Origin of the sequence: Pseudomonas sp. BNK-45, assembly GCF_047456255.1 — a bacterium.
In the GTDB taxonomy this organism is placed as follows: Bacteria; Pseudomonadota; Gammaproteobacteria; order Pseudomonadales; family Pseudomonadaceae; genus Aquipseudomonas.
Map to the genome: position 1 here is coordinate 4,218,468 of NZ_CP179909.1, position 22,030 is coordinate 4,240,497.

Annotated in this window: 23 protein-coding genes; 6 read left to right on the forward strand and 17 right to left on the reverse strand. The window is 65.4% G+C overall.

What is annotated here, in order from left to right; genetic code table 11:
• Positions 1-7: 7 nt before the first annotated feature.
• From ACMGG8_RS19415 to ACMGG8_RS19425, 3 genes are read right to left on the reverse strand one after another with little or no spacing between them, the layout of a single operon-like run.
• Positions 8-1,105: an ABC transporter ATP-binding protein gene (locus ACMGG8_RS19415; protein ID WP_414158188.1), complete on the reverse strand. Its 1,098-nt coding sequence runs from the start codon at positions 1,103-1,105 to the stop codon at positions 8-10.
• Positions 1,102-2,706 (reverse strand): ABC transporter permease, encoded by a 1,605-nt coding sequence (locus ACMGG8_RS19420; RefSeq protein ID WP_414158189.1) that lies wholly within the window; start codon positions 2,704-2,706, stop codon positions 1,102-1,104. The genes ACMGG8_RS19415 and ACMGG8_RS19420 overlap by 4 nt, the downstream gene beginning before the upstream one ends.
• 3 nt (positions 2,707-2,709) lie before the next feature.
• A complete protein-coding gene (locus ACMGG8_RS19425) occupies positions 2,710-3,723 on the reverse strand; it encodes an iron ABC transporter substrate-binding protein (protein WP_060839301.1) in 1,014 nt (337 codons plus the stop codon).
• Positions 3,724-4,073: 350 nt separating this feature from the next.
• On the opposite strand from ACMGG8_RS19425, the gene ACMGG8_RS19430 reads away from it, so the two are divergent.
• Both ACMGG8_RS19430 and ACMGG8_RS19435 read left to right on the forward strand, forming a co-directional pair.
• A complete protein-coding gene (locus ACMGG8_RS19430) occupies positions 4,074-4,529 on the forward strand; it encodes a glucosaminidase domain-containing protein (protein WP_042941648.1) in 456 nt (151 codons plus the stop codon).
• A complete protein-coding gene (locus ACMGG8_RS19435) occupies positions 4,523-4,993 on the forward strand; it encodes a hypothetical protein (protein WP_060843594.1) in 471 nt (156 codons plus the stop codon). The genes ACMGG8_RS19430 and ACMGG8_RS19435 overlap by 7 nt, the downstream gene beginning before the upstream one ends.
• Before the next feature lie 33 nt (positions 4,994-5,026).
• Here the strand turns inward: ACMGG8_RS19435 and ACMGG8_RS19440 are convergent, their stop codons facing one another.
• The 5 genes from ACMGG8_RS19440 to ACMGG8_RS19460 form a co-directional block, all read right to left on the reverse strand.
• Positions 5,027-5,338: a hypothetical protein gene (locus ACMGG8_RS19440; RefSeq protein ID WP_060843593.1), complete on the reverse strand. Its 312-nt coding sequence runs from the start codon at positions 5,336-5,338 to the stop codon at positions 5,027-5,029.
• Positions 5,335-6,045, reverse strand: coding sequence for an AzlC family ABC transporter permease (locus ACMGG8_RS19445; protein ID WP_414158190.1), 711 nt, complete (start codon positions 6,043-6,045; stop codon positions 5,335-5,337). The genes ACMGG8_RS19440 and ACMGG8_RS19445 overlap by 4 nt, the downstream gene beginning before the upstream one ends.
• A gap of 143 nt (positions 6,046-6,188) precedes the next feature.
• Positions 6,189-6,638 carry a sn-glycerol-3-phosphate transporter gene (locus ACMGG8_RS19450; protein WP_231979055.1) on the reverse strand — a complete coding sequence of 150 codons (450 nt, stop codon included), beginning with the start codon at positions 6,636-6,638 and terminating at the stop codon, positions 6,189-6,191.
• A gap of 137 nt (positions 6,639-6,775) precedes the next feature.
• Entirely contained in the window at positions 6,776-8,254 is a 1,479-nt protein-coding gene (locus tag ACMGG8_RS19455) for an alpha/beta hydrolase (RefSeq protein WP_414158191.1), read from the reverse strand.
• Positions 8,251-8,928, reverse strand: a complete 678-nt coding sequence (locus tag ACMGG8_RS19460) for a helix-turn-helix transcriptional regulator (protein WP_060839295.1) — start codon at positions 8,926-8,928, stop codon at positions 8,251-8,253. The genes ACMGG8_RS19455 and ACMGG8_RS19460 overlap by 4 nt, the downstream gene beginning before the upstream one ends.
• A gap of 214 nt (positions 8,929-9,142) precedes the next feature.
• Between ACMGG8_RS19460 and ACMGG8_RS19465 the strand changes: the two genes are divergently transcribed.
• The 3 genes from ACMGG8_RS19465 to ACMGG8_RS19475 all read left to right on the forward strand — a co-directional run bounded on the left by ACMGG8_RS19465 (position 9,143) and on the right by ACMGG8_RS19475 (position 12,633).
• Complete coding sequence (locus tag ACMGG8_RS19465) at positions 9,143-10,558, forward strand: MFS transporter (RefSeq protein ID WP_414158192.1); 1,416 nt, start codon at positions 9,143-9,145, stop codon at positions 10,556-10,558.
• A gap of 36 nt (positions 10,559-10,594) precedes the next feature.
• Complete coding sequence (locus ACMGG8_RS19470; protein WP_414158193.1) at positions 10,595-11,935, forward strand: DUF6687 family protein; 1,341 nt, start codon at positions 10,595-10,597, stop codon at positions 11,933-11,935.
• An 80-nt stretch (positions 11,936-12,015) separates the two neighbouring features.
• Positions 12,016-12,633 (forward strand): class I SAM-dependent methyltransferase, encoded by a 618-nt coding sequence (locus ACMGG8_RS19475; RefSeq protein WP_414158194.1) that lies wholly within the window; start codon positions 12,016-12,018, stop codon positions 12,631-12,633.
• Positions 12,634-12,636: 3 nt separating this feature from the next.
• Here ACMGG8_RS19475 and ACMGG8_RS19480 read toward each other — a convergent pair whose 3' ends face one another.
• From ACMGG8_RS19480 to ACMGG8_RS19505, 6 genes are all read right to left on the reverse strand, one after another.
• Positions 12,637-13,581: a hypothetical protein gene (locus ACMGG8_RS19480; protein WP_414158195.1), complete on the reverse strand. Its 945-nt coding sequence runs from the start codon at positions 13,579-13,581 to the stop codon at positions 12,637-12,639.
• Entirely contained in the window at positions 13,568-15,193 is a 1,626-nt protein-coding gene (locus ACMGG8_RS19485) for an AAA family ATPase (RefSeq protein WP_414158196.1), read from the reverse strand. Before ACMGG8_RS19485 ends, ACMGG8_RS19480 begins: the two co-directional genes overlap by 14 nt.
• A gap of 229 nt (positions 15,194-15,422) precedes the next feature.
• Positions 15,423-15,902 (reverse strand): copper chaperone PCu(A)C, encoded by a 480-nt coding sequence (locus tag ACMGG8_RS19490; RefSeq protein WP_414158197.1) that lies wholly within the window; start codon positions 15,900-15,902, stop codon positions 15,423-15,425.
• Positions 15,902-16,507 (reverse strand): SCO family protein, encoded by a 606-nt coding sequence (locus ACMGG8_RS19495; RefSeq protein WP_414158198.1) that lies wholly within the window; start codon positions 16,505-16,507, stop codon positions 15,902-15,904. The genes ACMGG8_RS19490 and ACMGG8_RS19495 overlap by 1 nt, the downstream gene beginning before the upstream one ends.
• A 188-nt stretch (positions 16,508-16,695) precedes the next feature.
• Complete coding sequence (locus ACMGG8_RS19500) at positions 16,696-17,334, reverse strand: LysE family translocator (protein ID WP_129406117.1); 639 nt, start codon at positions 17,332-17,334, stop codon at positions 16,696-16,698.
• 81 nt (positions 17,335-17,415) lie between these two features.
• Positions 17,416-18,225 (reverse strand): AraC family transcriptional regulator, encoded by an 810-nt coding sequence (locus ACMGG8_RS19505; RefSeq protein WP_414158199.1) that lies wholly within the window; start codon positions 18,223-18,225, stop codon positions 17,416-17,418.
• A 196-nt stretch (positions 18,226-18,421) separates the two neighbouring features.
• Between ACMGG8_RS19505 and ACMGG8_RS19510 the strand changes: the two genes are divergently transcribed.
• The gene (locus ACMGG8_RS19510; RefSeq protein WP_414158200.1) at positions 18,422-19,246 is read left to right on the forward strand and encodes an enoyl-CoA hydratase/isomerase family protein; all 825 of its coding nucleotides are present in this window, start codon (positions 18,422-18,424) and stop codon (positions 19,244-19,246) included.
• A gap of 20 nt (positions 19,247-19,266) precedes the next feature.
• On the opposite strand, the gene ACMGG8_RS19515 is transcribed toward ACMGG8_RS19510, so the two are convergent.
• Genes ACMGG8_RS19515 through ACMGG8_RS19525 form a run of 3 tightly spaced genes read right to left on the reverse strand, consistent with a single transcriptional unit; the run spans position 19,267 to position 21,991 of the window.
• Entirely contained in the window at positions 19,267-20,496 is a 1,230-nt protein-coding gene (locus tag ACMGG8_RS19515) for a hypothetical protein (protein ID WP_414158201.1), read from the reverse strand.
• A complete protein-coding gene (locus ACMGG8_RS19520) occupies positions 20,493-21,491 on the reverse strand; it encodes a DegT/DnrJ/EryC1/StrS family aminotransferase (RefSeq protein ID WP_414158202.1) in 999 nt (332 codons plus the stop codon). The genes ACMGG8_RS19515 and ACMGG8_RS19520 overlap by 4 nt, the downstream gene beginning before the upstream one ends.
• Entirely contained in the window at positions 21,482-21,991 is a 510-nt protein-coding gene (locus ACMGG8_RS19525) for a hypothetical protein (RefSeq protein WP_414158203.1), read from the reverse strand. The genes ACMGG8_RS19520 and ACMGG8_RS19525 overlap by 10 nt, the downstream gene beginning before the upstream one ends.
• Between the last annotated feature and the right edge of the window lie 39 nt (positions 21,992-22,030).

Genomic DNA, 22,030 nt, shown 5'->3' on the forward strand with positions numbered 1-22,030 from the left:
CATCCGGTCACGGCCCCGCCGGCGCCGGCCGCCGCCCGCAGAGGTCCCGGGAGTCCAGCACGTGGGCCTGGCCCTGGGGGGTGATCCAGACCCGGCTGCCGGGGACCGGGGCCTGTAGACCGCCAGCCGGCACCGGCAGCAGCTGCTGGCTGCCGTCGGCGGTGGTGATGGCGACGCTCAAGGTGCAGTGGTTGCCGGCAAAATCCCAGTCCCTGACCACCCCGGCGCAGCCCGGTGTCGCACCGCTGTGCGCGCCGCCGGCGGTCCATTGCAGTTGCTCGGGGCGCAGCATGATCTGTGCCGGGCCCTGGCGCGCCGGGTCGGCAATCGGCACCGGCCCCAGGTCGCAGTGGGCCAGACCCTGCTCCAGGCGGGCCGGCAGCACCACCGCGTCGCCGAGGAACAGCGCGGTCTGGGCATCCCTGGGATGCCGGTACAGTTCCAGCGGCGGCCCGCTCTGCACCAGATGCCCCTGGCGCATCACCGCCAACTGGTCGGCAAAGGACAGCGCTTCGGCCTGATCATGGGTCACCAGGATGGTGGTGATGCCGGCATCCACCAGCAGGCGGGCCACGGTCTTGCGCATCGAGGCCCGCAGGCCGGTGTCCAGGGCCGAGAAAGGCTCGTCCAGCAGCATCAGCCGCGGGCGCTGGGCCAGGGCGCGGGCCAGGGCGACCCGTTGCTGCTGGCCGCCGGACAGTTCATGGGGCCAGCGCGTGCCCATGGCCGGATCCAGGGCAACCATGTCGAGCAATTCGTCGATGCGCGTCTGTTTGGCCGCCATCTTGCCCGGCAGGCCGAAACCGATATTGGCCGCCACGTTCATGTGCGGGAACAAGGCGCCGTCCTGGGGCACGTAACCGATCAGGCGCTGATGGGCCGGCAGGGCGCCCTCGTCATCCACCAGGACCTGGCCATTGAGGCTGATGCGGCCGCGGTCGGGAAATTCGAAACCGGCGATCATCCGCAGCAGGGTGGTCTTGCCCGAGCCGGAAGGCCCGACAATCGCCGTGCGACTGCCGGCGGGCAGGTTCAGGCTGACGTCGTGCACCGCCGTCACAGTGCCGTAGGACTTGTGCAGTTGCTGGAGTTCAAGGCTGTTCATCGGCCCGCCGTGCGTCTGGATTGATGGTAGAGAAGGCCGGTCAACGGCAGTGAGATCAGGATCATGAGCAAGGCATAGGGCGCGGCAGCGGCGTAGTCGATTTCGCTGGTCCGGGCCCAGAACGCGCTGGCCAGGGTCCGGGTGCCATTGGGGGCCAGCAACAGGGTGGCGGTCAGCTCATTGCTGATGGCCAGAAACACCAGGGCCGCACCGGCCGCAGCCCCGGGGGCCACCAGGCGCAGGGTGACCCGCCACAGGGCCTGCAATGGCGTGCGCCCCAGGCTGCGAGCGATATGCTCCAGCTCCACCGGTGCCTGGGCGATACCGGCCCGCAAGCTGACCAGGGCCCGGGGCAGGAACATCAACCCATAGGCCAGGAGCACCGTGAGGCTGGTCTGGTAGATCGGCCGGGCGTACCTCACCGTGACGGTCACCAGGGCCAGGGCGACGACGATTCCCGGCAGCGAACTGGCGATGTAATTGGCGCTTTCCAGCAGCCGCAGCAGGCGCCCCGGCGCCCGGATCGACAACCAGGCCAGGGGAAACGCCGCACAGGTGGTGAGCAGGGCGCCGAGACTGGCCAGAGCCAGGGTCTGCCCCAGGCTGGGCAGCAGTTCCGGGACTTGCCAGGCTTCGCTGCCGCCGGCCAGCAACCAGTTGCCCAGGGTCAGCAGCGGCACGCCCAGGGCCAGTGCGCTGCTCAAGCCCACCAGCAACAGACCGGCGCAGCGGCCGAGGCCGGACAGGCTCTGCAGCGGCTGGGTCCGCGGGCTGCCCGAGCCGACCCGGGCGTAGCGCGCCTGCCCCCGACAGGCGGACTCGGCACTGAGCAACACCAGGCAGCACACCACCAGGACCCCCGCCAGCATGTTCGCCGCCGGCCCGTTGTAGGTGGACTGGAACTGGTCGTAGATGGCCGTGGTGAAGGTGTCGAAGCGGATCATTGCGTACAGGCCGTACTCCGCCAGCAGGTGCAGGCCCACCAGCAGCGCGCCACCGGCGATGGCCAGGCGCAATTGCGGCAGCACCACCCGCAAGAACTGCGCCCGAGGCCTGAGCCCAAGGGATTGGGCGACGTCTTCGAGGGCCGGATCGAGGCGGCGCAGGGTGGCGGCTACCGGCAGATAGACGAAGGGGCAATAGGCGATCACCGACACCAGCACCGCCGCGGGCAACCCGTGCAAGGCCGGCAGCAGGCTGACCCAGGCGTAGCTGTGGACGAACGCCGGCACCGCCATGGGCGCCACCGCCAGCAGCGCCCAGGCCCGCCTTCCGGGCAGATCGCTGCGCTCGGTGAGCCAGGCCAGGGCCACCCCCAGCAGCACGCACAGCGGCAGGGTCAGGAGCAGCAACAGCAGGGTGTTGAACAACAGCTCCGCGACCCGGGGCCGCAGCACCAGCTCGGCGATGCCGGCCCAACCGGTCTGGATCGACACCGCGACGACGAACCCCAGGGGCACCAGGGCCAGCAACGACACCAGCAGCGCAGCCCCCAGCAGCCAGGGCGCGCTGGCGCGGTCGCGGCGACGCTGGCGCAGTCGCACCGCGGGCAGGCGGGCGGCGCCGTCGATGCCCTCGACCTGTGACAGATGGTCAGCCATGGATTACAGCAGACCGGCCTGGGTCATCAGGTCCACCGCCTTTTTGCTGTTGAGCCTGGCGGCATCCACTTGGGGCGCCTCCAGTTCGGCCAGCGGCACCAGGGCCGGGTTGGAGGCCGCGCCCTTGCCCACGGCGTACTCGTATGAGTGACCGGTCCGGAGCACCGCCTGGCCGTGTTCGCCGGTGATCCACTTGAGGAACGCCTGGGCCTGTTGCGGGTGCTTGCTGCTGGCCAGCACGGCGCCGCCGGAAAGGCTGACGAAGGCCCCCGGATCCTGATGCTTGAAGTAGTGCAGGGCGGTGTTCTTGCTGTTCTCGCCGGTCTTGGACTGGTCGACGAAGCTGTAGTAGTGATAGATCACGCCGCTGTCCACCTGACCGGCATTGACCGCCTTGAGCACCGCGCTGTTGCCGCGATAGACGCTGGCATTGGCCTTGATGCCCTTGAGCCATTCCAGGGTCGCGGCTTCGCCCTTGAGCTCCAGTACCGCGCTGACAATGGCCTGGAAGTCGGCCCCGGCAGGAGACGCGGCCCAGCGGCCTTTCCAGGCGGGCGCTGCCAGATCCAGCAGGGATTTGGGCAGGTCGCCCGGGCCGAGCTTGGCCGGGTTGTAGACGAACACCGTGGAGCGCGCCGCAATTCCCACCCAGTTGCCATGGACCGGCTGATAGGCAGCGGCCACCTGTTCCAGGGTGCCCGGGGCCACTTTGGCGAGCAGCCCGGCGTTGTCCACCAAGGCCATGGCCGGGGAGTTCTCGGTGAGGAACACATCCGCCGCCGACGCGTTGCCTTCCTGCACCAGCTGGTTGCCCATCTCGCTGTCATCGCCGTTGCGCAGGGTGACCTTGATCCCGGTTTCCCGGGTGAAGCCTTCCACCCAGGCCTTGGTCAGCCCCTCGTGCTGGGCGTTGTAGACCAGGATGCCGTCGGCGTCGGCGGCGCGGGCCTGCCCGATGGCCAGCAAGGCGGCGCTGAGCAGGGCGGTGTTGAACAGCGAAGAGGGCGTGAGGGTCATGCTGGGGGCAGCTCCTGGGGTGTTGTTTTTGTCAGGCGTCGAACCGGGCGGTTCGAGGCGCCAGAGAAGGCATCGCGAATCGGCTGAACAATAGGAATCATTTGCATATGAAGTCGCCGGCAATGTAGAGCGGCAAATCAGAAAAAAACGTCAAATTTATGGTGAATTCCCGTGATGACGGCATTTGCCCGCGGTCCGCGGTCGGCTGCCGCCGCCCAGTGTGTGATGACGCCCACAGACCTGGACCAGGCGCTGCAAGAAGTCCCGGGCAAGTGCCCGGGATTGATTTACAATCAGCGCCGCAGCACCTGCTGGAAATGGAATTGACCGGTCAACCGAGGGAAGCAATCTTGAGCGCCAAACTGTGCAACAACATCAATGCCGTCACCTTTGTCAGTAAATACAAGGCGGCCTGCCAGCCGATCGCCGACCAACTGGACCTGCCGGTGGAAAACATCCTCGGCCTGGCGGCTCAGGAGAGCCAGTACGGGGCCGGGCGGATCGCCCGGGAACTGAACAACTACTTCTCCATGCACGCACCGGCGCCCTTGCAGATCAGCGCCGAATCGGCCCAGGGCAGCGCCAGCGTCAAGGTGGCGAAGTTCGACTCCTTCCAGAAATCCGCCCAGTCCTTCGCCTTGCGCTATGGCGCCTCGGTGCGCGGCAAGCGCGAGCCCATGGAGTTCGCCCAGGCCCTGGTGCGCAGCGGCTACAACAGTGGCGATGCGGCCACCGGCGGGCGCAATGGTTTTGCCGACTACCTGGCAAAGATCATCCTCTCGGTCAGGGGGCGTCTGGCGTGCTGAACAACGATCGCCGTTCCTGGCTGCTGGGCCTGACCCTGGCGTGCACCACCCTGGTCGCCTGCGCCGGCGGCGCCCTGTCGCCGGCTCAGGTCAAGGCCACGGGCCTGACCCGCGAACAGGCTCAGGCAGTGCTGCTGGTGGCCCTCAGGCATCAGGACTATCAACTGGACAAACCCGGGGTGTTCGTCGACGGCGATCTGCAGGATGAGCACGGCCAGCCGCCCCATCCGGGGTACTTCGACTTCAGCCTCGGCTACAACGACCCCAAGGCCGGCGCCACCGAGTACTGGGGGCTGTTCTCGGTGAGCATCGCCACCGGCGATGTCTGGGAGACCAACCTGTGCAAGCGCCTGGACGGTACTGAACTGCAAACCCTGCAAGGGCAGATCATGGCCCGTACCGGCAAGTCCCTGAAGGACGAGCAAGCGCAGCGTCAGGGGCTGGGCTGCGACGAAGGGCAATAGAACGACAGCGGCCGCCCCGGGGCGCGGCATGCGCTATCCGGGCAGTTGCAGCAGGGCCGCATACACCGCGGTGCCGATGGCCGCGGTGGCGATCAGGCCCAGGCTGCCACCCAGGGCGATGGCTCCGACGATCAACAGAGAGCCGGCCGCCGCCCAGGGCTCGCGGCCGATTTCGCCGTAGGCGATGTACACCGCGAAATTGATGAAAACCGCCACGGGCAGCTCCTCTTGCAGGCAGCGTTGCAGGCCCGGTCGCAGGCGAAGGGTGACGAAGGCCGGAATGATGCGCACCAGGCAACTGGTGGCGAACAGCGCGGCAATGGTGACCCAGCTCCCATGACTCATGATCGGGCCCAGGCCAGGAGCACGCTGGTGGCCAGTACGCTGGGGATCCAGAAGTACAGGGTGCCCAGCAGGCGGATCAGCGCCAGGCTCAGGGCCACACACAGCGCCAGGCGCACCAGGATCGCCAGACGTCGCCCGGGGAGCCACGCCAGGCGCCGGCGCAGTTGGCTCAGCGCCAGGTACATCAACACCACACTGGCGGGGTAGCCGAGATTGAGCTCGGCGCCGACCCAATGCGCGGGCAGCGCGCGCCCCAAACAGGCCCCGAGTACCCCGGACAGGACCCAGGTGAGGAAAATCGTTGCCCGGATCATCAGCACCGCGGCCGGGCTGTCTCCCGGGGTTTCGGTGGCGTAGGCCTCGTCCCCCAGCAGATGGGCCGCCGCGGCCTTGGGCAGCCACCGGCGCGGCAGCCGCGCCGACGAGGCGAAGGCCATCGGCAGGTAGCGGCTGTTGAGCGAGGCGGTCAGCAGCAACAGGGTGAAGAACCCGGCGCCGGATTGGGCCAGGGGCAGGGCGGCAAACTGGCCGCTGCCGGTGAACCCCAGCAGGCCCACCAGGGCCACCTCCAGCAACGACCAGTCGGCGCGGGCCGCCAGTACGCCAAACAGCATGCTGACCGGAACAATGGCCAGGGCCGTCGGCGCGACCCGGCGCCAGAACTCGGGCCGGCCGGTAAAGAACTCTGGCTGTGATTGCTGCTGCATGAATACCTTGCCCTCTCGGATTGACGCCACGCCGGGCGCGTCAAGGCGCCGGCCATCAGGCTTCGAGAGTCTGGGCAAGGGCTGGAGGAACGTCTTGAACGATTGTGCGACTTTACCGGGCCAATCCCTGGGCCCAGCGGGTGTCAGTAGCGGTAGCCGACGTTGACCATCACCGCCGCGGCTCCCAGTATCACCAGCTCGGTGCCTACCGGGCCGTAATGCATGCCGACTGCCGGAATCAGCACCGGCGCCACGCCGAAGTGGTTCAGCGGAATCTTGTCCTTGTAGTCGCCCTTGTAGCCCTGGATCAGGCCGCCGCTGAGCTTGGCGTAGACCGGCCAGTCGGCGCTCTCCCAAGCCTTGCCGACGTAGGCGTAATAGGAGCGCTGGGAGAAGGAGTTGCGAAAGGTGCTCAGGCCCCAGAGTTTTCCGCTGGCGTAGTTGCGCTCCAGGCCGATCAGGTCCTGATGGTTGTTGTGGTCCGGATCGTTGCTCCAGTGGTTGGTGTAGACGCTGGTCTGCAAGTACCAGAAGTCCCCTTGCTGATCGGCCTGCGCGCTCTGGGCGGCGACCAGCAGCGCCGCGCTGGCCATGGCCCGACGCAGCGCAAGGGAGAGGCCGGTCGCCCGGCTTTGAAACAGTGTTTTCATTGCGATTCCCTGCCATCGCGGCAGTTGTGCCCCCTCGGAAATCAAGGGGGCAGAGGACGGTGACGCTAACACCCGCCCATTCAGGGGATCAATGACGGAACTGTTGCTTGATCTATATCCGACTCGATGCGCCGGATCAGATAGGGGTAGAACGGGTTGGACGTCATACGCATCAGCTCATCCATGGGCACCACCAGCACGGCGCGTTCGCCCCGGGCCGCGAGGCTGCCCAGGTGCAGGCCGAAGTCTTCGCCGGGATCGGGTTGGCTGCCGTACAGGCTGTCGCTGACGGGGAATGGCAGGGCCACGTGGGACAGGGAAAACACCCCCGCCGGGAAGGCCAGGTCCAGGGGCCGGCGCTGGCTGTCCAGGCTCAGGGCCGCGGTGCCCAGTTCTTCCAGGTGGTGCGACGGGCTCTCGGCGTTGCTCAGGATCCGCGTGCTGTAGTTGCGCGGCGGCGCCGGCAGCAGGCTGGCCAGGGAGGTGAGGCTGGACGGGTCCAGCAGGCCGTCGAAGTCGCTGGTGCGGTTCAGATCGAAGATCACCAGCTCGCTGCCGTTGGCCGGGAGCCGGCGGAACAGGCCGTTCACCACCGCCGGCGTGCTGACCGTGGCGTCGGTCAGGGACTGGAAGGCGAGGATCGGCGGCAGTTGCTGCAACCGCGGATCGCCCGCCAGGGCTTGCAGCTGGCCTTGCAGGGCGTCGGTCAGCAGCCATGACTGACGCGCGCCATTGACCGGAAACGAGTTGTACTTGAACGGGTTGTATTCCGGGCGCAGGTTCAGCCAGGCGGCCTTGCTGAAGGCTGGAAACACCGCGGGCCAGGCGGCCAGCCCGGCAAAGCGCGCCGACGACGCCACGCCGATCATCGGTGAAATCAGCACCAGGCGCTGGGCCTGTGGCAGTTGCGGATCGCCGAGGGCGTCCAGGGCGTACTTGACCGCCAGGGCGCCACCGTTGGAGTAGCCGACGATGTGCAGGGGCGCAGGTGCCGGCACTTCGGCCCGCGCCGTGCGCAGGGCTAGGCGGGTCGCCGCCAGCCAGTCTTGCCACTGCACCTCGGTCAGGCCGGCGGGCACCGTGCCGTGACCGGGCAGGCGCAGGCCGATGGCCAGGTAGCCGTGGGCAACGTAGCGCCGGGCAATGTGCCGCAGGCTGTAGGGCGAGTCGGTCAGCCCGTGCAGCAGCACCACCACGCCCCGGGGCGGACCCTGGGGGCGCAGCAGGTAGGAGCGGTTCCAGTCGGTGGCGAAGTGCGGCGGGTAGACCCGGCTGTCCTTGCGGTAACGGTTGAAGGGCGGCACCTGGGATGGATCGAGGGTGTCGCTGACCTCGCGCTCGACTTCGGCGAACACCCGCCCCTCGGCCTGCAGCCAGGTTGCCCAGTCGGCCCGATCGATCTGTTCGACGCTCAATTCGTGGGGCACCCGCAGGTGCCAGGGTTGCAGCGCCGGACCCCGCTCGCTGTCGTAGGCACGCCAGGCCAGCAGGGTGAATGCGGCAACGCCGAAGATCAGCGCGCCACGCTTGAGCAGGCGCGACAGGGTCGGGGCGATCACGGGCGGGGACTCGGTTGGAGGGCGCTGATGCGATAAACGCAGCGTCGACCGCCAGTGATCAGGTGCTCCACGCGCTGCACCTGGCCAAGGTCGCCAATGGCGGCCTGGAACACTTGCAGTTCGGAGCGGCAGAAGCCCTGGCACTGCTGGGCCGCGACACAGATCGGACAGTGACTCTCGATCAACAGCCAGCTCTCGCCGTCGGCCTCGACACTGGCCATGTAGCCGGCGACTTCACGGATCTGCGCCAGGGCCCGGACCCGTTCTTCCAGGGTCGGTAGCGGGGCGCAGACGTCGAGGTACTGCGCGGTGTTGACCCGCTCCATATCAGTGACGATGCGTTCCACACCGTCGGCCCCATAGACCGCGCGAATCGAATCGATCAGTTGCAGGGTCAGGTGGGCATGGGTGTCGGGAAAACGGGCCTGGGCCTGCTCGGTCAACACCCATTTCTGTGACGGACGCCCGGCGCCCTGGGCCGGCATCATCTGCCCGGCGATCAGTTCAGCGTCCAGCAGCTTCTGTAGCTGCTGGCGGGTGGCCTCCAGGGACACCTTGAGCAGCGGGGCCAGGTCGGCGGTTTTCAAGGGGCCGCGGGTTTTCAGCAGAAACAGAATTCGCTCGGCGGTGGCTCCGGGGTTCTTCTTCTCGGCGGGGGAGGATATCGAGGACATGCTGGGCCATTAACCAATGCGCAAGTGGGGTATCAAGGGTGTGCAGGACGCTGCCAACCGCGCAAGCATAACAGGCTCCGGTCAAGGAGCCCGGCGATTGTCGCGCTTTGAGCGACGGATTGGGCAAGAAAGCGAAGCAATGAAAAATTAATTATCAAAGTAAAAGCTTGTGTAATACAGTGCGGCCTTATCGAACACCCTAAGGGAGCAAGGCATGGCTTCGACAAGCGGATGGTCAGCACTGTTACTGGGCAAGAACGGACTGCGCTCGGCAGCCCTGGCCGGTGGCGTGGCGCTGCATGCAATCAATGTGTACCTGGTCACCACGCTGTTGCCTTCGGTGGTCAAGGATATCGGCGGCCTGGACTACTACGCCTGGAATACCACCTTGTTCGTGGTGGCCTCGATCATAGGTTCGGTGTTGTCCACCCGGGCCCTGGGGATACTGGGGCCGAAGCTCGCCTATGCCCTGGCCGGCCTGGTGTTCATGCTCGGTTGCGGCCTGTGTGCCCTGGCCCCGGACATGGGCTGGCTGATCTTCGGCCGCAGTGTCCAGGGCCTGGGCGGAGGGCTGCTGTTCGCCTTGCCCTACGCGATGATCCGCCTGGTGTTCGACGAGCCGCTATGGCCCCGGGCGATGGCGCTGATTTCCGCCATGTGGGGCGCGGCCACCCTGATCGGACCAGCCGTGGGCGGGGTCTTCGCCGAACACGGAGCCTGGCGTGCGGCGTTCTGGGTGCTTGTGCCCTGCACCTTGCTGTTCATGCTGCTGGCGATTGTCCTGTTACCGGGTAAAAGCCGCGATACGGCGCCTCGCAGTCCCATTCCCGGCCTGCAGTTGGTGTTGCTGACCGCGGTGGTGCTGGCGATCTCCATTGGCAGCATCACACCTTCACCCGGGTACAACGCTCTGGGCCTGGGCGTCGGTCTGGGCCTGTTGCTGCTAGTGGTGGTGCTGGAGAACCGCTCCGGCAAACGTCTCTTGCCCCGCGACAGCCTGAAATCCGGCAGCCCCTTGCTGGCGCTGTACCTCTCCATGGCGCTGCTGGTGGTGGGCATGACCAGCGAGGTCTTTGTGCCACTGTTCCTGCAAGAGCTGCATCAGCAGACGCCTTTGCTGGCGGGTTACATCGCCGCGCTGATGGCGGCCGGCTGGACCCTGGGGGCGATCTTCAGCTCTGGCCTGAGCCCCCAGGGCGCGGTCCGGGCTATTGCCAGCGGACCGTTTCTGGTGGTGGCCGGCCTGCTCCTGGCCTGCCTGTTCATGCCTGCCACAGCCACGCCGTTCCTGAGCCTGGGCGCGGTGTGCCTGGCCATGTTGCTGGTGGGCACAGGGATCGGCCTGGCGTGGCCCCATCTGTTGTCCCGAGTCCTGGAAAACGCGGCCGATGACCAAAAGGAGCTGGCGGGCGCTTCGATCACCACGGTGCAACTGGTGGCCACGGCCCTGGGCGCGGCGCTGGCGGGGATGATTGTCAATCTGGCCGGACTCAGTTCCACCGCCGGTGTTGCCGGTACGGCCCAGGCCGCAGCCTGGCTGTTCGGAATCTACGCCGGGGTATCGGCCCTGTTGTTTATCTGCATGGGTCAGGTCCGGCGCCACCATACCCGGGCGCTGGCCGAGGCCTGAGGCCCGCCTGACTCGTCACACTTCAAGGACATACAGATGAACAGCCTCAATACCGCTTGCCAGGAACAGGGCTTCCTTTTCGATCCGGGAGTCGCCCCATTGTTCGCGCACCTGGACCTTCGTCTGCTGGGGGGACGCGCCATCGGCATTGCCGACAATCAGTTCACCGATCTGCTCAGCGTCCTCGGCGGCCCCGGATGCGGGGTGTGCAATGGCAACCCCCGGGACCTGCGCCGGGAGAACCTGCGCCAGTTCAGTTATCGCCTGGACGGTTCGGGCGAACTCGGGAGCGCAACGCCGGCGCCGCTGGAACTGCCCCGGCAGTTGCATCAGCGACTGGCGCCCGGAGGCGGCGAAACGCCGCTGGAGCCTGGCTTGCAACCCTGGCGCCTGGGGCCCCACAGCCCCTATGGATTCCTGCCCCTGGGCCAGACCCACAGACGGACCAATATCTCCCTGGATTCCATCGACAATCCGGCCACCGTGCTGACCCTGTCCCATTGGCCGGCCAACAAGACCCCCAGCGCCTACAAGGCCAACCTGTCCACCACCAGCGCCCTGATCTTTCTCCAACAAGGGCTGAGGGTGGAACAGGCGCAGGTGATCACCAGCGATCATTTCGATCTTGACGGGCTGGCCTCGGTCTACGCCTTCCTGGCCCCCGAGCAGGCCCTGCGGCACCGTCAATTGCTGATCGATATCGCACGACTAGGCGACTTCACCCGGGGCACTTCGCCCCAGGCCCTGCACTGCGCCTTTACCCTGCATGCCCTGGCCGCCCGGGTGCGCAGCCACAGCCAGGGGGGCAACGACCGGCGACTCATGACGCGTTTCACCACACTGCTGCCGCAACTGGCCGATGTGCTGGATAACACCCGGCGTTACGCCGAGCTGTACGACCCGGCCATGCAGGAGCTGCAGCGCAGTACGTTGCTGGTGGAGCATGCCGCCACACGGATCGAAGAGTACCCGGACATCGATCTGGCGATCTTTCGCCTGCCTGACGGGGCATGGCAGGGCGAGGGCGGGTACTTCGGCCTGTCGCCGGTGGCGTTGCACAATCGCAGTCGCTGTGCGGTGCTGGCCATCGTCAATCAGGGGCGTATCGAAATCCGCCAGCGTTATGAAAGCTGGGTCGAGCGCAGCAGCGGCATTCCCCGGGCCCGTCGGGACCTGGCAATCTTCGCCCGGGCCTTGCAGGAAACGGAGCGCACTCCTGGGCAGTGGCTCTACGACGGGGTGCAAGCAATCATGCCGGGCCTGAGGTTTGTCGCCGACCGGCCCAGCAGCCATTCCAGCGACAAGCTGCTGGCCGAACTGCGTCAGTTCCTCGGCCAGGCCCCGGTGGCCTGGGATGCCAACGGCCAGGCCACATAACGCCTTACCGCCAACTTCGCTTTGCCTGGCGCCCTTGTGCTGTAATTCGCGGCCACCAAACAGCACAAGGAAGCCTGTGGATGCACGAATCCGCCCGTCACATCGTCGATCTGTACCAGCGTCATGCCCAGGCTTGGGACCGGGCGCGCCGGGCCAACACCCAGGCATTTCACAGCGAACAGGCCTGGTTCGAACGCTTTCGCCAGGTCATGGGGGCTGGTCGGCAGGTACTGGACCTGGGGTGTGGAGGTGGCGAGCCGGTGGCGCGCTATCTGGTGGAACGTGGTTACGCGGTCACGGGCGTCGACAGCAGCGCCGCCTTGCTGGATCAGTGTCGCCAGCGCTTTCCCGAGCAGCAGTGGATCAACGCCGACATGCGCGGTCTGGCCCTGGATCAGGACTTTGCCGGCATCCTGGCGTGGAACAGCCTGTTCCACCTGAGCCCGGACGATCAGCGCGCCATGTTCGCCGTATTCGAACGCCATGCGGCCCCGGGCTGCGCCCTGATGTTCACCAGCGGACCTGCAGCAGGGGAGGCCATCGGCGAGTTCGAAGGCGAGGCCCTGTACCACGCGAGCCTCGATCCGGGGGAATACTGCACCTTGCTCGATACCCATGGTTTCGAAGTGGTGCAGCAGGTCAGTGAAGACCCGGAGTGCTGCGGGCTGACGGTGTGGTTGGCGCGGGGGATTTACTGAGGCTCAAAGCGCCTTGAGGTTTTTGGCGATATCCAGCAGGCAGATGCCCAGAGCACGTTTTTCAACGTCATGCGGGGCGAAACCTAGGATGAACAACGGACGTATCATCAGCTTTTCAAGGACAACATCACTTTCCTCCAGGATCTGGATGCGCTGGAGCATGTCGTTCATTTCGGCGCGATGCCATTGATAACGCTCTTGCAGGCGAAAGAATTCGGCGAAATTCTGCCAGGCGCCATCGCCGGTGACACTCAGTCCGAGCTCTTCATCAGTGAGTCCGTGTATTCCCAGTGCGGAGCCCTCCACCTTGAAACTCATCCTGAGAGCGGAATCGTCGAATGGGTGCGGAATCGTCTGCTTGGGGTCCTTGGCGCCCTTGATCGTCGTGGAGTTGCAGCGGTCACAACAGGGGATGAGGTTGTACAGCGAAACGGCCAGGTACGGGTAGATCGATTGAGGGAGGAAATGATCCAGAGGTGGGCGCAGCTCCAGCTCCCCTGAGTTCTTTGCCCGTTGTTCGTGGTAGTTCACATGGTTCATATGGCAATAAGGGCAGATACGGAGAGAGTGCTGAGCTACCAGTTTGTAGGCATTCCATCCGTCATCCTTATCGTCGAATTTCGCGTAGTTGAATAGTTCATTGAGCTTCTTAATCAGAAGCTCCATTTGCGGATGATCTTTCCTTTTCTTGCCTCGAGGACGCTTTACTAAATACTTCAATAGATCTGGCGCATCGCCTTCGACTTGATCAATCACACTCCGGAGTTCCTGCACGCCGCCGACGAGAATATCCCGGCGCCTGTCTTTCAACCGTTTGCGCAATTTAGTGGCACAGGCCGGATAGTCGTCGAGTTCCGTCCAGTGATTGAGCACCTCGTCGAAACGTTTTCCCAGGGTTTTCAAGTGCAGCTCTTCGACCTCGCGAGAGAGGGCCTTAAACTTGAGCATCTGATTTCATCCCCAGCACCAACAGTTGATCCATGACGTGGGATTGCAGCGTTTCACTGGCCAGGGTTTTGGTGATACTCAAGGCCCTGTTCATTTGCTGGGAGTCGAGCCTGCCCCGGTTGAGGAGCCTGGACAACTCGCTCAGTCGCTGGGCGTTGCAGGAGCCGGTGAAACTGTCGACCTTAAACACCTTCGTCAGGGTCTGCTTGGCGGTGTACCCGAACGCATTGTCCAATCGCTTGCAGTCCAGGTCGAAGAGGCGATTGGCGGGGGTGTCCGCTACAACAAGCAACGAGTGGGTTGAAATGAATAGGTGGGTGCGTTTGGCAACGCTTGCGAACTGCTGAATGAATTCCAGCAAATCGTGAACGTAAAGGCTCTGCCATTTGGGGTGCATGAACAACTCGGCTTCATCCAGGCATAACACCAGGCTGCTGGTTTCAGACTGGAGCTCGAACTCACCGATGGCCTTGGCCACCGAACAGTAGAGGGACATCATGCTGGCCTGGCCGCAGCTCAGTGCTTCAAAGGAGAGCTCCAGCAGACCGAGTGCCGCGACTTCAGAAAGCAGGCCTTCATGCCGGCGGATCTGCCGACCGATCTGTCGATTCAGGTATGACAGGCTTGCTCTGCGGTTCCATTGGCGAAGACCGTCAAAGAGTTTCGCGACCACCTCCAGGGCCTGTTGTGCCTCGAATAACAGCTCCATCAGCAATGGGTCGTTCGAAAGCAGGTTGAGCTGCTCGAGGTTGGATGTCAGGTGATCATCCAACCAAGGCTTGTTTTCTCGGATCATCGTTACCAACGCATCTATCAACTCATGACGTTGATGTTCATAAAACCTGTCGGCAGCCCTCAACAGGGTAAAGGACAAGATGAACTTGGTTGCGAGCGAAGCGCTTCGATCCAACTCTTTCATATAGAACTTGAGTTCTGGCTGCAGATCGCTGTACGTCCGAGTACCGCGCCTGCCGTAGGTCCTGAGCGCTTCTACCAGAGAGATCGGCTTGACCGTTATGTTGACCTGGGTCTTGGAAACAAAATCGGCTCGCCCCTTGAGGTAGGGATAGGCACTGAATGCTGCGATCGGGTCCGATTGCCTGGCCTGCCACGCTTGGGTGCTGAGGTTCTTGACTCCCCGCGCCTTCAAACGATTCAGTCTGGCTCTTTCAAAAGGAGAGGTCGTATAGAAGGCCGTGAAAAAATCAGGCATCGCGGATCTGTTGAGCTCTTTCATCACCTCACCAGCTTGCAGTTCGACGCCTTGAAGCGAGGTGCCTTTTGCCAGGTGCAGGCCAGTCCGGTCCTCCCAAAGCACACTGATGTTCGAGTCGTTACTCCAGTTGACCAGGCCCTCGCACAACTCAAGCAGCATCGCGGTTTTGCCACTGCCATTTTCGCCGTAAAGCGTGGTGAATGACGCAACGCTCAATTCGGCAGAGACTGCCGGCGTCGACCTCCGTGCAATCTGCAGGCAGTAAGAAGGCTGGTCGGTGATCGGAGATGTTTTTTCAAAAGCCACTTCATAGTCGTCGGTGAGCGGCAACACCACCGGTTGCCCTGGCTTATCGGCGAAAAAAAGCACATGAATCACTGTGCGGTCTGGCGACATATCGAATCCTTGATGGTGCTTGCCCAGGTCGTGGCGTGCTCGATGATCGATCGGGTCAACGCGGGGAAATGGCTTTTAGCCATGTTTTTTGGCGAGTGGCGCGTAGAGTGGCATACGGATCGGCGTGGGGAAATAGCTCCGCGCGGTTGAGATCCAGGCAAAAAAAAGCCGCGCTTGCTGTCTCTGGCGCGGCTTGTTTATGGCCCCGGGGCCTGTGTTTCAGCTCACTTTAGTGCTTCATCATGCTGTGATCCGGCGCATCCAGCGCCCGGGCTTGGGCTTGGACCTTGATCGACTCCTTCTCGCCCTGGGCGTTTTCCACGATCAGGGTCAGCGGCACGGTGTCCCCGACCTTGATCTGGCCAGTGAGCTCCATGAGCATCACGTGGTAGCCGTGGGTGTCCAGGCTGACCTTCTTCCCGGCCGGCAGGGCGATGGCGTCCACTGGCTGCATGCTCATCACGTCGTTGTGCATGCTCGACTGATGGATCTGCACGTTCTTGGCCACAGGTGATTGCACTTCGACCAGCTTGCTGTCGCTGCTGGCGGTGAGGTCCATGAAGGCGCCGCTGGCGTGCTGGCCAGGGACGGTGGCGCGGACCCAGGCGTTGTCCACTTGGGTCGCGGCGCCGGCGGTGCCGGCCAGGCCCAGCAGAGAGATCAGCAGCAGGGCGGATTTAAGGCGCGACGGGCGCTTGTGGGCATTCATTAACAAACCTCCATGACGGTGAGCAGGTCTTCCGCGCACTCTTGGGCGTTGAGAGACTGGGACAGCCCCAGGCGCAAGGTGCCCCGGGAGTCGTAGACAAAGCTGGTGGCGGTATGGGACAGGGTGTAGGTCGAGCCGCTGGGGATCTTTTCGTAGAACACGCCAAATTCCTTGGCGGTGGCCGCGGTTTCTTCCAGGCTGCCGTACAGCGCTTCGAAGCTCGGATCGAAGGCCTTGACGTAGGCGTCCAGCACCTCGGGCGTGTCGCGCTCCGGGTCCAGGGTGATGAACACCACTTTCAGGCGCTCGCCATCGCGGCCCATCAGCTTCTTGGCCTGGGCGGCGCGGGCCAGGGTGGTGGGGCAGACGGCCGGGCACTGGGTGAAGCCGAAGAAGATCATCGGCATCAGGCCGCGGTAGCTGGACAGCGACTTGGTTTCGCCCTGGGAATCGGTGAGTTTGAAGGTGCGGCCGAGAATCCGATTGCTCAGGTCCTTGCCGTACTTGAAGGACAGTCGGGGACTGTTGTCGCAACCGGCAAGCAGGCCCAGGCCGAGCACCCCGGCGCTGGTGAGCAGGGTGCGGCGAGTCAGCAAAACACTCATGAAATAACGCCCTTTGAACAGCCAGACAGGCAAAAACCCGCGCATGGTAGCAAACAGACGAAAGCAGCGGCGGGCTAATTAGACCAATGCCTGCGGCCATCGGTCGCAGGTTCGGGGCGGGTCTGGGGCTTGAGCTTTTCGGCGTGGCCATCAACGGCGCGCGGGACGCGGCCCAGAGCTTCAGCGCTTCAGTGCCGCCACAGCGTGGCGCCGATCACCAGCAACGCCAGGAGGATCAGCACCACCCCGGTGCCTCGTTCCAGCCAGGGCAGGGCCCGGGCAAAGCGCTCGCGCACCCGGCGATTGCCGATCGCCAGGGCCACCAGCACGTCCCACAACAGCACCGCGCTGAACATCCACAGGCCATAGACCAGTTTCCAGCCGGCGCTGGTCTGCGCGCCTACCAGGGAAGCCAGGCTGACATAGAACAGCGCGTTCTTCGGATTGAGGATGCCGGAGGCAAAGCCCATGCCCAGGCCGCGCCACCAGGTGGCACGGCCCAGCGTGCGGGTCTGGCCATTGCTGTCCACCGCGGCCAGGGAGCTGGCCCCGGCGTGGCGCAGAAACAGCCAGCCCATGTACAGCAGGTAGCCGCACCCGGCCAGCTGGATCGTCAGGAACAGCGGGCTGTCGGCCCGAAACACCGAAACCCCGGCGAAAGCCAGAACGATGAATACGCCGTTGGCCAGGGCGATGCCCAGGCAGGCGCCAGTGGCCGCGCGCCAGCCGGCGGCCATGGACATGCGCGCCACCAGGAAGAAATCCGGGCCGGGAGAGAGCAGGGCAAGAAAGTGTGCGGCGGCGACCAGCAGGAACTGTTGCAGCATCGGTAAAGACTTCCAGTGACGTGATAGCCCGGAAGTCTGCGGCGCCCCAGGGGCTGCGGTATTGAAGAAAATTGCGCGGCCTCAGGCCTTGTACAGCCCCGGGGTCACGCCGACATGGGCCTTGAACACCCGCTGGAAGTGCGCCTGATCGGCGAAACCCAGGCGCTGGGCCAGGTCGGCCGAGGGTTCCCCGGCCTGCAGCGAGGTCCGGGCCTGGATGATCCGCTGGTTCAGCTGATAGGCGTGGGGCGTCATTCCGGTGGCGCCGCGAAAGGCGCGGATCAGTTGGTAGCGACTGAGGCCGGCCAGTGCTGCCAGGCGTTCCAGGGGCTGGGCCTGTTGCGCATCGTCCTGCAGGAACTGCATGACCCGATGCACCCCGGCACCGGCCCTTGCCGGGTCGGCGGCCAGGGCAATCACCGGCTGGTCGTGGAGCGGGAAGTCGCCGATGAACTCGATCAGTGCGGCTTCCTTGTCCTGCCAGTTGGCGGCGGAAAACAGCAGGTCGTTGAGCCGGCAAACCCGCTGATACAGGTGCGGATCCTGGCTCAACAGCACCTGGCACAGCACCGTCGGCCCGTCGTGCTGCGCTTCCTGGCGCACCGCTTCGACCCAGCGCGGGTCCAGGTGCAGCATCTGGTAGCTCCAGGCGGTATCGGGCCGTGGATTGCAGGCATGGGCGCAATGGGCCGGGACCCACACCACGCTGCCGGCCTGGATCAGGGTCGGGCCCTGGGCACCGCCGCTGAACAGGCTGACGCCACGGTCCACCACGCCGATGGACAGCGTCGGATGGCTGTGGGCCTTATAGTTGGCGCGGCTGTCACAGGCCCGGCGGCTTTCGACGTAAGGCAGGTTTGCATCGCGCCAGAATTGCGCTGTAGAGGTCATGGCGGTTTCGCAGTGCAGGCAAAGCGGGCGGCTAGGCTAACAGGCCGGCCGGTGCGCCGGCCAGCGCCCCAGCCGCTGCTGGCTGTCCAGGCAGCGCCCAGGCATGTGTGCCACGCCACACCGGCCCGGGGCCGTGGCTGCCTATACTGCTGTTCGGGTTCGCTCAAGCGGGCCACGACCTGCAACAGGAGTTGCCATGAACTTCAAGGAAATCGCCTACGAGCAACAGGGCCCCATCGTGGTCATCCGCTTCAACCGTCCCGAGCAGCGCAACTGCATCGGCCCCGTGACCCACCGCGAACTGATCGAAGCCTGGAGCCGCTTTCGCGACGATGAAAGCGCCCTGGTCGCGATCATCACCGGCACCGGCGACCGGGCCTTTTGTGCCGGCGGCGACCTCAAGGCCGCCGCACAACTGGTGCCGTCGGCCCCCGAGGAAATGGCCGCCCATGAGCGTGGCGAGCGCCCCGGCATCATTGGCCCCAGCCGCTGGGTCGATGTCTACAAGCCGGTGATCGCCGCGGTCAATGGCGTGGCCTATGCCGGGGGCCTGGAGTGGGCCTGTTTTGCCGACATGCGCATCGCCGAGGAACACGCATCCTTTGGCGTCACCTGCCGCCGCTGGAACATCGGCCTGGCGGACGGCGGCACCCAGCGCCTGCCGCGGATCATCGGCATGGGCCGGGCCATGGAACTGATCCTCACCGGCAAGGTGATCGATGCCCAGGAGGCCTATCGCATCGGCCTGGTCAACGAAATAGTGCCCAGCGGGCGCTCCCTCAAACGGGCCCTGGAGCTGGCCCGGATGCTCGCCGGGCTGCCGCAGCCGGCGATGCGCTCGGACAAGGAAGCCGCCATCCGCGGTTACGGACTGCCCCTGGCCGAAGGCCTGAAGATCGAGGCCCAGTGCTTCAACCGCTCGATCCACGCCCCGGAAACCCGGGAAGGACTGCGCCAGTTCATCGAGCGTGATCACCCCGATCGCCGGGTTCGCCCGGCGCCGGGCCTGCTCGGCGACTGAGCCCCGCCCGGACCCGGGCTTCAGGCCTGGCCGCGCAATGGCCGGCAGGCTTCTGCCAGGGTGGCGCGCAATGCCTGGCACAGGCGCTGGGGATCGCCGCCCTGGCGAAACCCCGCGACCTGGCGTTGCAGCTCGGCGAAACACCGGCCCTCGGCACTGCGGGCCAGGCTCAGGCGCGGATCGGGCTGCACGTAGCGCGGATCATCCGGCGCCAGGTACAGGCCGTTGAGGTTCTGGTAGTCGGCGTCGATCCAGGCGTACAGGTGATGGTCGAAGCGCTCGGCAAACCGATAGCGGCCAAAGTCCATCACCTGCAGTTGCAATGGCGCCACGCCGGGCACCCCCGCCAGTTGCACATTGACCCCGTCGATCAGCAAGGGCGCACCCCGGTTGGCGTTCAACAGGCGTTGCAGCGTCCCGGCCACCTGAGCACTGACCGCCAGCCTTTGCTCATCGCGCGTGACCTGCAGTTCGCCGTTCTCCCGGCACAGGTGAAAGCGCACCGCGCCGCAGCTGCTGGCGGTCAAGCCATAACGCCGCAACAAGAGCTCGGCCTGCATCAGGGCCCCGGCCAGTTCGGGGCCCTGCCAGTAGCGCTGCCACTGGCAGCGCGGGCGGGTGCAGGCCCGGCGCAACAGCAGCACCGCCGGTTCCGCGGCACGCCCGTCATGCCACAAGGCGTCGAAACCCAGGTCGATCAGGGCATAGGCCGGTAATGGCGTGATCGCGGCGCCGGCGTGGTTCATGGCGGCGAACACCAGGTGCTCCATCAGCACTTCATGCACCGCCTCGGCCAGGGTCAGCAAACCGTTGGAATGGGGCAACTGCGGGGCTTCGTCCGGCGGCACGCCAATGCCCTTGATGTCGAACAGCACCTGCTCGCTGGCCGGCGCGCACAGCACCGCGGCGCGCCCATAACGTGGCGGACGCCAGGCCGTTACCCGCCGGTCGTCCAGGGTAATCGGGGTGTTGATGCCCTGGGCCGCTGCCTGGCTGGTGGATATAAATGCCGCGTGGTCCAGCAGCCAGCGATCGATGGCCGCCTCCGTGGCTCCCTCCCAGGGCGCGTCGAAGTCGGCGCGCAGCGCCGGGTAGTTGGCGAACAGCACTCGCGCACCGGCCACCCCGAGCAGTTGTTCCGTGCTCAGTGTCTGGCCGCTCTCGGCGTAGTCGGCCAGTCGTTGCACCCGTGGGCCCGGGGCGAAAGGCAGGTTCAGATCGTGCTGGGGTTGCCAGGCGGGACTGTTCATCGAGTGTCTCCGGCCCAGGCATCCAGGCGCCCGGGGTGGTCGAGGGCGGCGATCGGGTCCAGCAGAACCCAGTTGCGGCGCAGTTCCAGGCTGGCTTGCGGCCCCTGGGCCACCTCGCCACGGCCGCGCAGCATGGGCAGCTCCCGCAGCGCGCCGGCCGCCGGGGCGCAGACCCCCAGGGTGTCGGCATGGGGGCTGTGGCGCAGGCGTTCGAACAACTGCGGTTCGCGGGTGCGGATCGCCAGGTATTGACCGCTGGGCAGCGCCGATCCGGCCGCGGTCCAGGGTTCCAGGCCGGCATCGCGCAAGCGCGCCAGCAGCCCGGGCATCTGCTCCCGCAGCCGTCGGCTACGGGCCTGGGCCCGGGCGACTGCGGGCATCAGCGCCGGCAGGGCATGAATCGACAGGGCCGGGCTCAAGGCCGGGCAGGCGCGGGAACGCTGGCCGGGCGACCAGACGTCGATGTCGCCATCCACCGGCAGATCGCCGAACAGCGCGCCACCGCCGCCGATGTCCAGGGCCTTGCCGTGGCCCAGGGAGGTGACCACCAGCGATGCGCCGGGACAGCACAGGTCCCAGGCACCGGCGCTGTCCTCGATGATCGGCAGGCGCGGGCCCAGTAACTGGCGCAAGGCCGGGATGTCGCAAGGCAAGCCGTATTGATGGACCGCGATCACCGCGTCCAGGCCATGGATATGGGGCGCCAGCGCCTCGCTGCTGAGCAGCAGGTCGGCGGCGTTTTCGATAATCACCGGTATCGCGCCGGCATTGAGGACGGCGGCCACCACTTGATGGCAGGTGGCGGCGGGAATCGCGACCCGCCAGGTGCCAGCGGCCCCCAGTTGGCGCAGCGCCAGTTCCAGCGCCGCGGTGCCGGAACCGACCAGGGCGCCGTGACGCCGCTGATAAAACTGCGCAAGCCAGGACGAGCACGGTAGCCGATCGGCCTCCCGTGCCCGCCACTGGCCATCGGCAGGACCTGGAACTACTTGCACTTGTCCATGGCGCAAGCGGTGAGGGCTTCGACCTTGCATTTATCCATGGCACAGGCGGTGAGGGCTTCGACCTTGCACTTGTCCATGGCGCAGGCGGTGAGGGCTTCGACCTTGCATTTATCCATGGCACAGGCGGTGAGGGCTTCAATCTTGCACTTGTCCATGGCGCAGGCAGTCAAGGCCTCGACCTTGCATTTATCCATGGCGCAAGCAGTCAGGGCCTCGGCCCGAGGGCCGCCGATGCGCCAACTGGTGAACTTGCTCTCCGGCAGCGCGCCGCGCTTGACCACATCCAGGTGCAGGGTGCGGGCTTCATGGTCGTTGCATTCGAGCAGGATCTCGTCCTCGGCGACCGCGAAGTGATCGTGCAGCAGGCAGAGTCCGAAGCGATCCAGGTTGCCGTGGCGCTCCAGTAGCTCATGCAGGTCATTGATGAATTGCGCATCAGACGCCCCCAGTGGCATGGCTTCGTCAAAGGAGGGATTGGTGTGTCCGTTCATGTGGTGTACTCCAATAGGTTTGATTTACAGCGGTCATCT

Bases quoted from the DNA above. Each gene is read 5' to 3' on its own strand.
- ACMGG8_RS19415 (WP_414158188.1), bottom strand. From the start codon at position 1,105: ATGAACAGCCTTGAACTCCAGCAACTGCACAAGTCCTACGGCACTGTG.
- ACMGG8_RS19420 (WP_414158189.1), bottom strand. From the start codon at position 2,706: ATGGCTGACCATCTGTCACAGGTCGAGGGCATCGACGGCGCCGCCCGC.
- ACMGG8_RS19425 (WP_060839301.1), bottom strand. From the start codon at position 3,723: ATGACCCTCACGCCCTCTTCGCTGTTCAACACCGCCCTGCTCAGCGCC.
- ACMGG8_RS19440 (WP_060843593.1), bottom strand. From the start codon at position 5,338: ATGAGTCATGGGAGCTGGGTCACCATTGCCGCGCTGTTCGCCACCAGT.
- ACMGG8_RS19445 (WP_414158190.1), bottom strand. From the start codon at position 6,045: ATGCAGCAGCAATCACAGCCAGAGTTCTTTACCGGCCGGCCCGAGTTC.
- ACMGG8_RS19450 (WP_231979055.1), bottom strand. From the start codon at position 6,638: ATGGCCAGCGCGGCGCTGCTGGTCGCCGCCCAGAGCGCGCAGGCCGAT.
- ACMGG8_RS19460 (WP_060839295.1), bottom strand. From the start codon at position 8,928: ATGTCCTCGATATCCTCCCCCGCCGAGAAGAAGAACCCCGGAGCCACC.
- ACMGG8_RS19465 (WP_414158192.1), top strand. From the start codon at position 9,143: ATGGCTTCGACAAGCGGATGGTCAGCACTGTTACTGGGCAAGAACGGA.
- ACMGG8_RS19470 (WP_414158193.1), top strand. From the start codon at position 10,595: ATGAACAGCCTCAATACCGCTTGCCAGGAACAGGGCTTCCTTTTCGAT.
- ACMGG8_RS19475 (WP_414158194.1), top strand. From the start codon at position 12,016: ATGCACGAATCCGCCCGTCACATCGTCGATCTGTACCAGCGTCATGCC.
- ACMGG8_RS19480 (WP_414158195.1), bottom strand. From the start codon at position 13,581: ATGCTCAAGTTTAAGGCCCTCTCTCGCGAGGTCGAAGAGCTGCACTTG.
- ACMGG8_RS19485 (WP_414158196.1), bottom strand. From the start codon at position 15,193: ATGTCGCCAGACCGCACAGTGATTCATGTGCTTTTTTTCGCCGATAAG.
- ACMGG8_RS19490 (WP_414158197.1), bottom strand. From the start codon at position 15,902: ATGAATGCCCACAAGCGCCCGTCGCGCCTTAAATCCGCCCTGCTGCTG.
- ACMGG8_RS19495 (WP_414158198.1), bottom strand. From the start codon at position 16,507: ATGAGTGTTTTGCTGACTCGCCGCACCCTGCTCACCAGCGCCGGGGTG.
- ACMGG8_RS19500 (WP_129406117.1), bottom strand. From the start codon at position 17,334: ATGCTGCAACAGTTCCTGCTGGTCGCCGCCGCACACTTTCTTGCCCTG.
- ACMGG8_RS19505 (WP_414158199.1), bottom strand. From the start codon at position 18,225: ATGACCTCTACAGCGCAATTCTGGCGCGATGCAAACCTGCCTTACGTC.
- ACMGG8_RS19510 (WP_414158200.1), top strand. From the start codon at position 18,422: ATGAACTTCAAGGAAATCGCCTACGAGCAACAGGGCCCCATCGTGGTC.
- ACMGG8_RS19515 (WP_414158201.1), bottom strand. From the start codon at position 20,496: ATGAACAGTCCCGCCTGGCAACCCCAGCACGATCTGAACCTGCCTTTC.
- ACMGG8_RS19525 (WP_414158203.1), bottom strand. From the start codon at position 21,991: ATGAACGGACACACCAATCCCTCCTTTGACGAAGCCATGCCACTGGGG.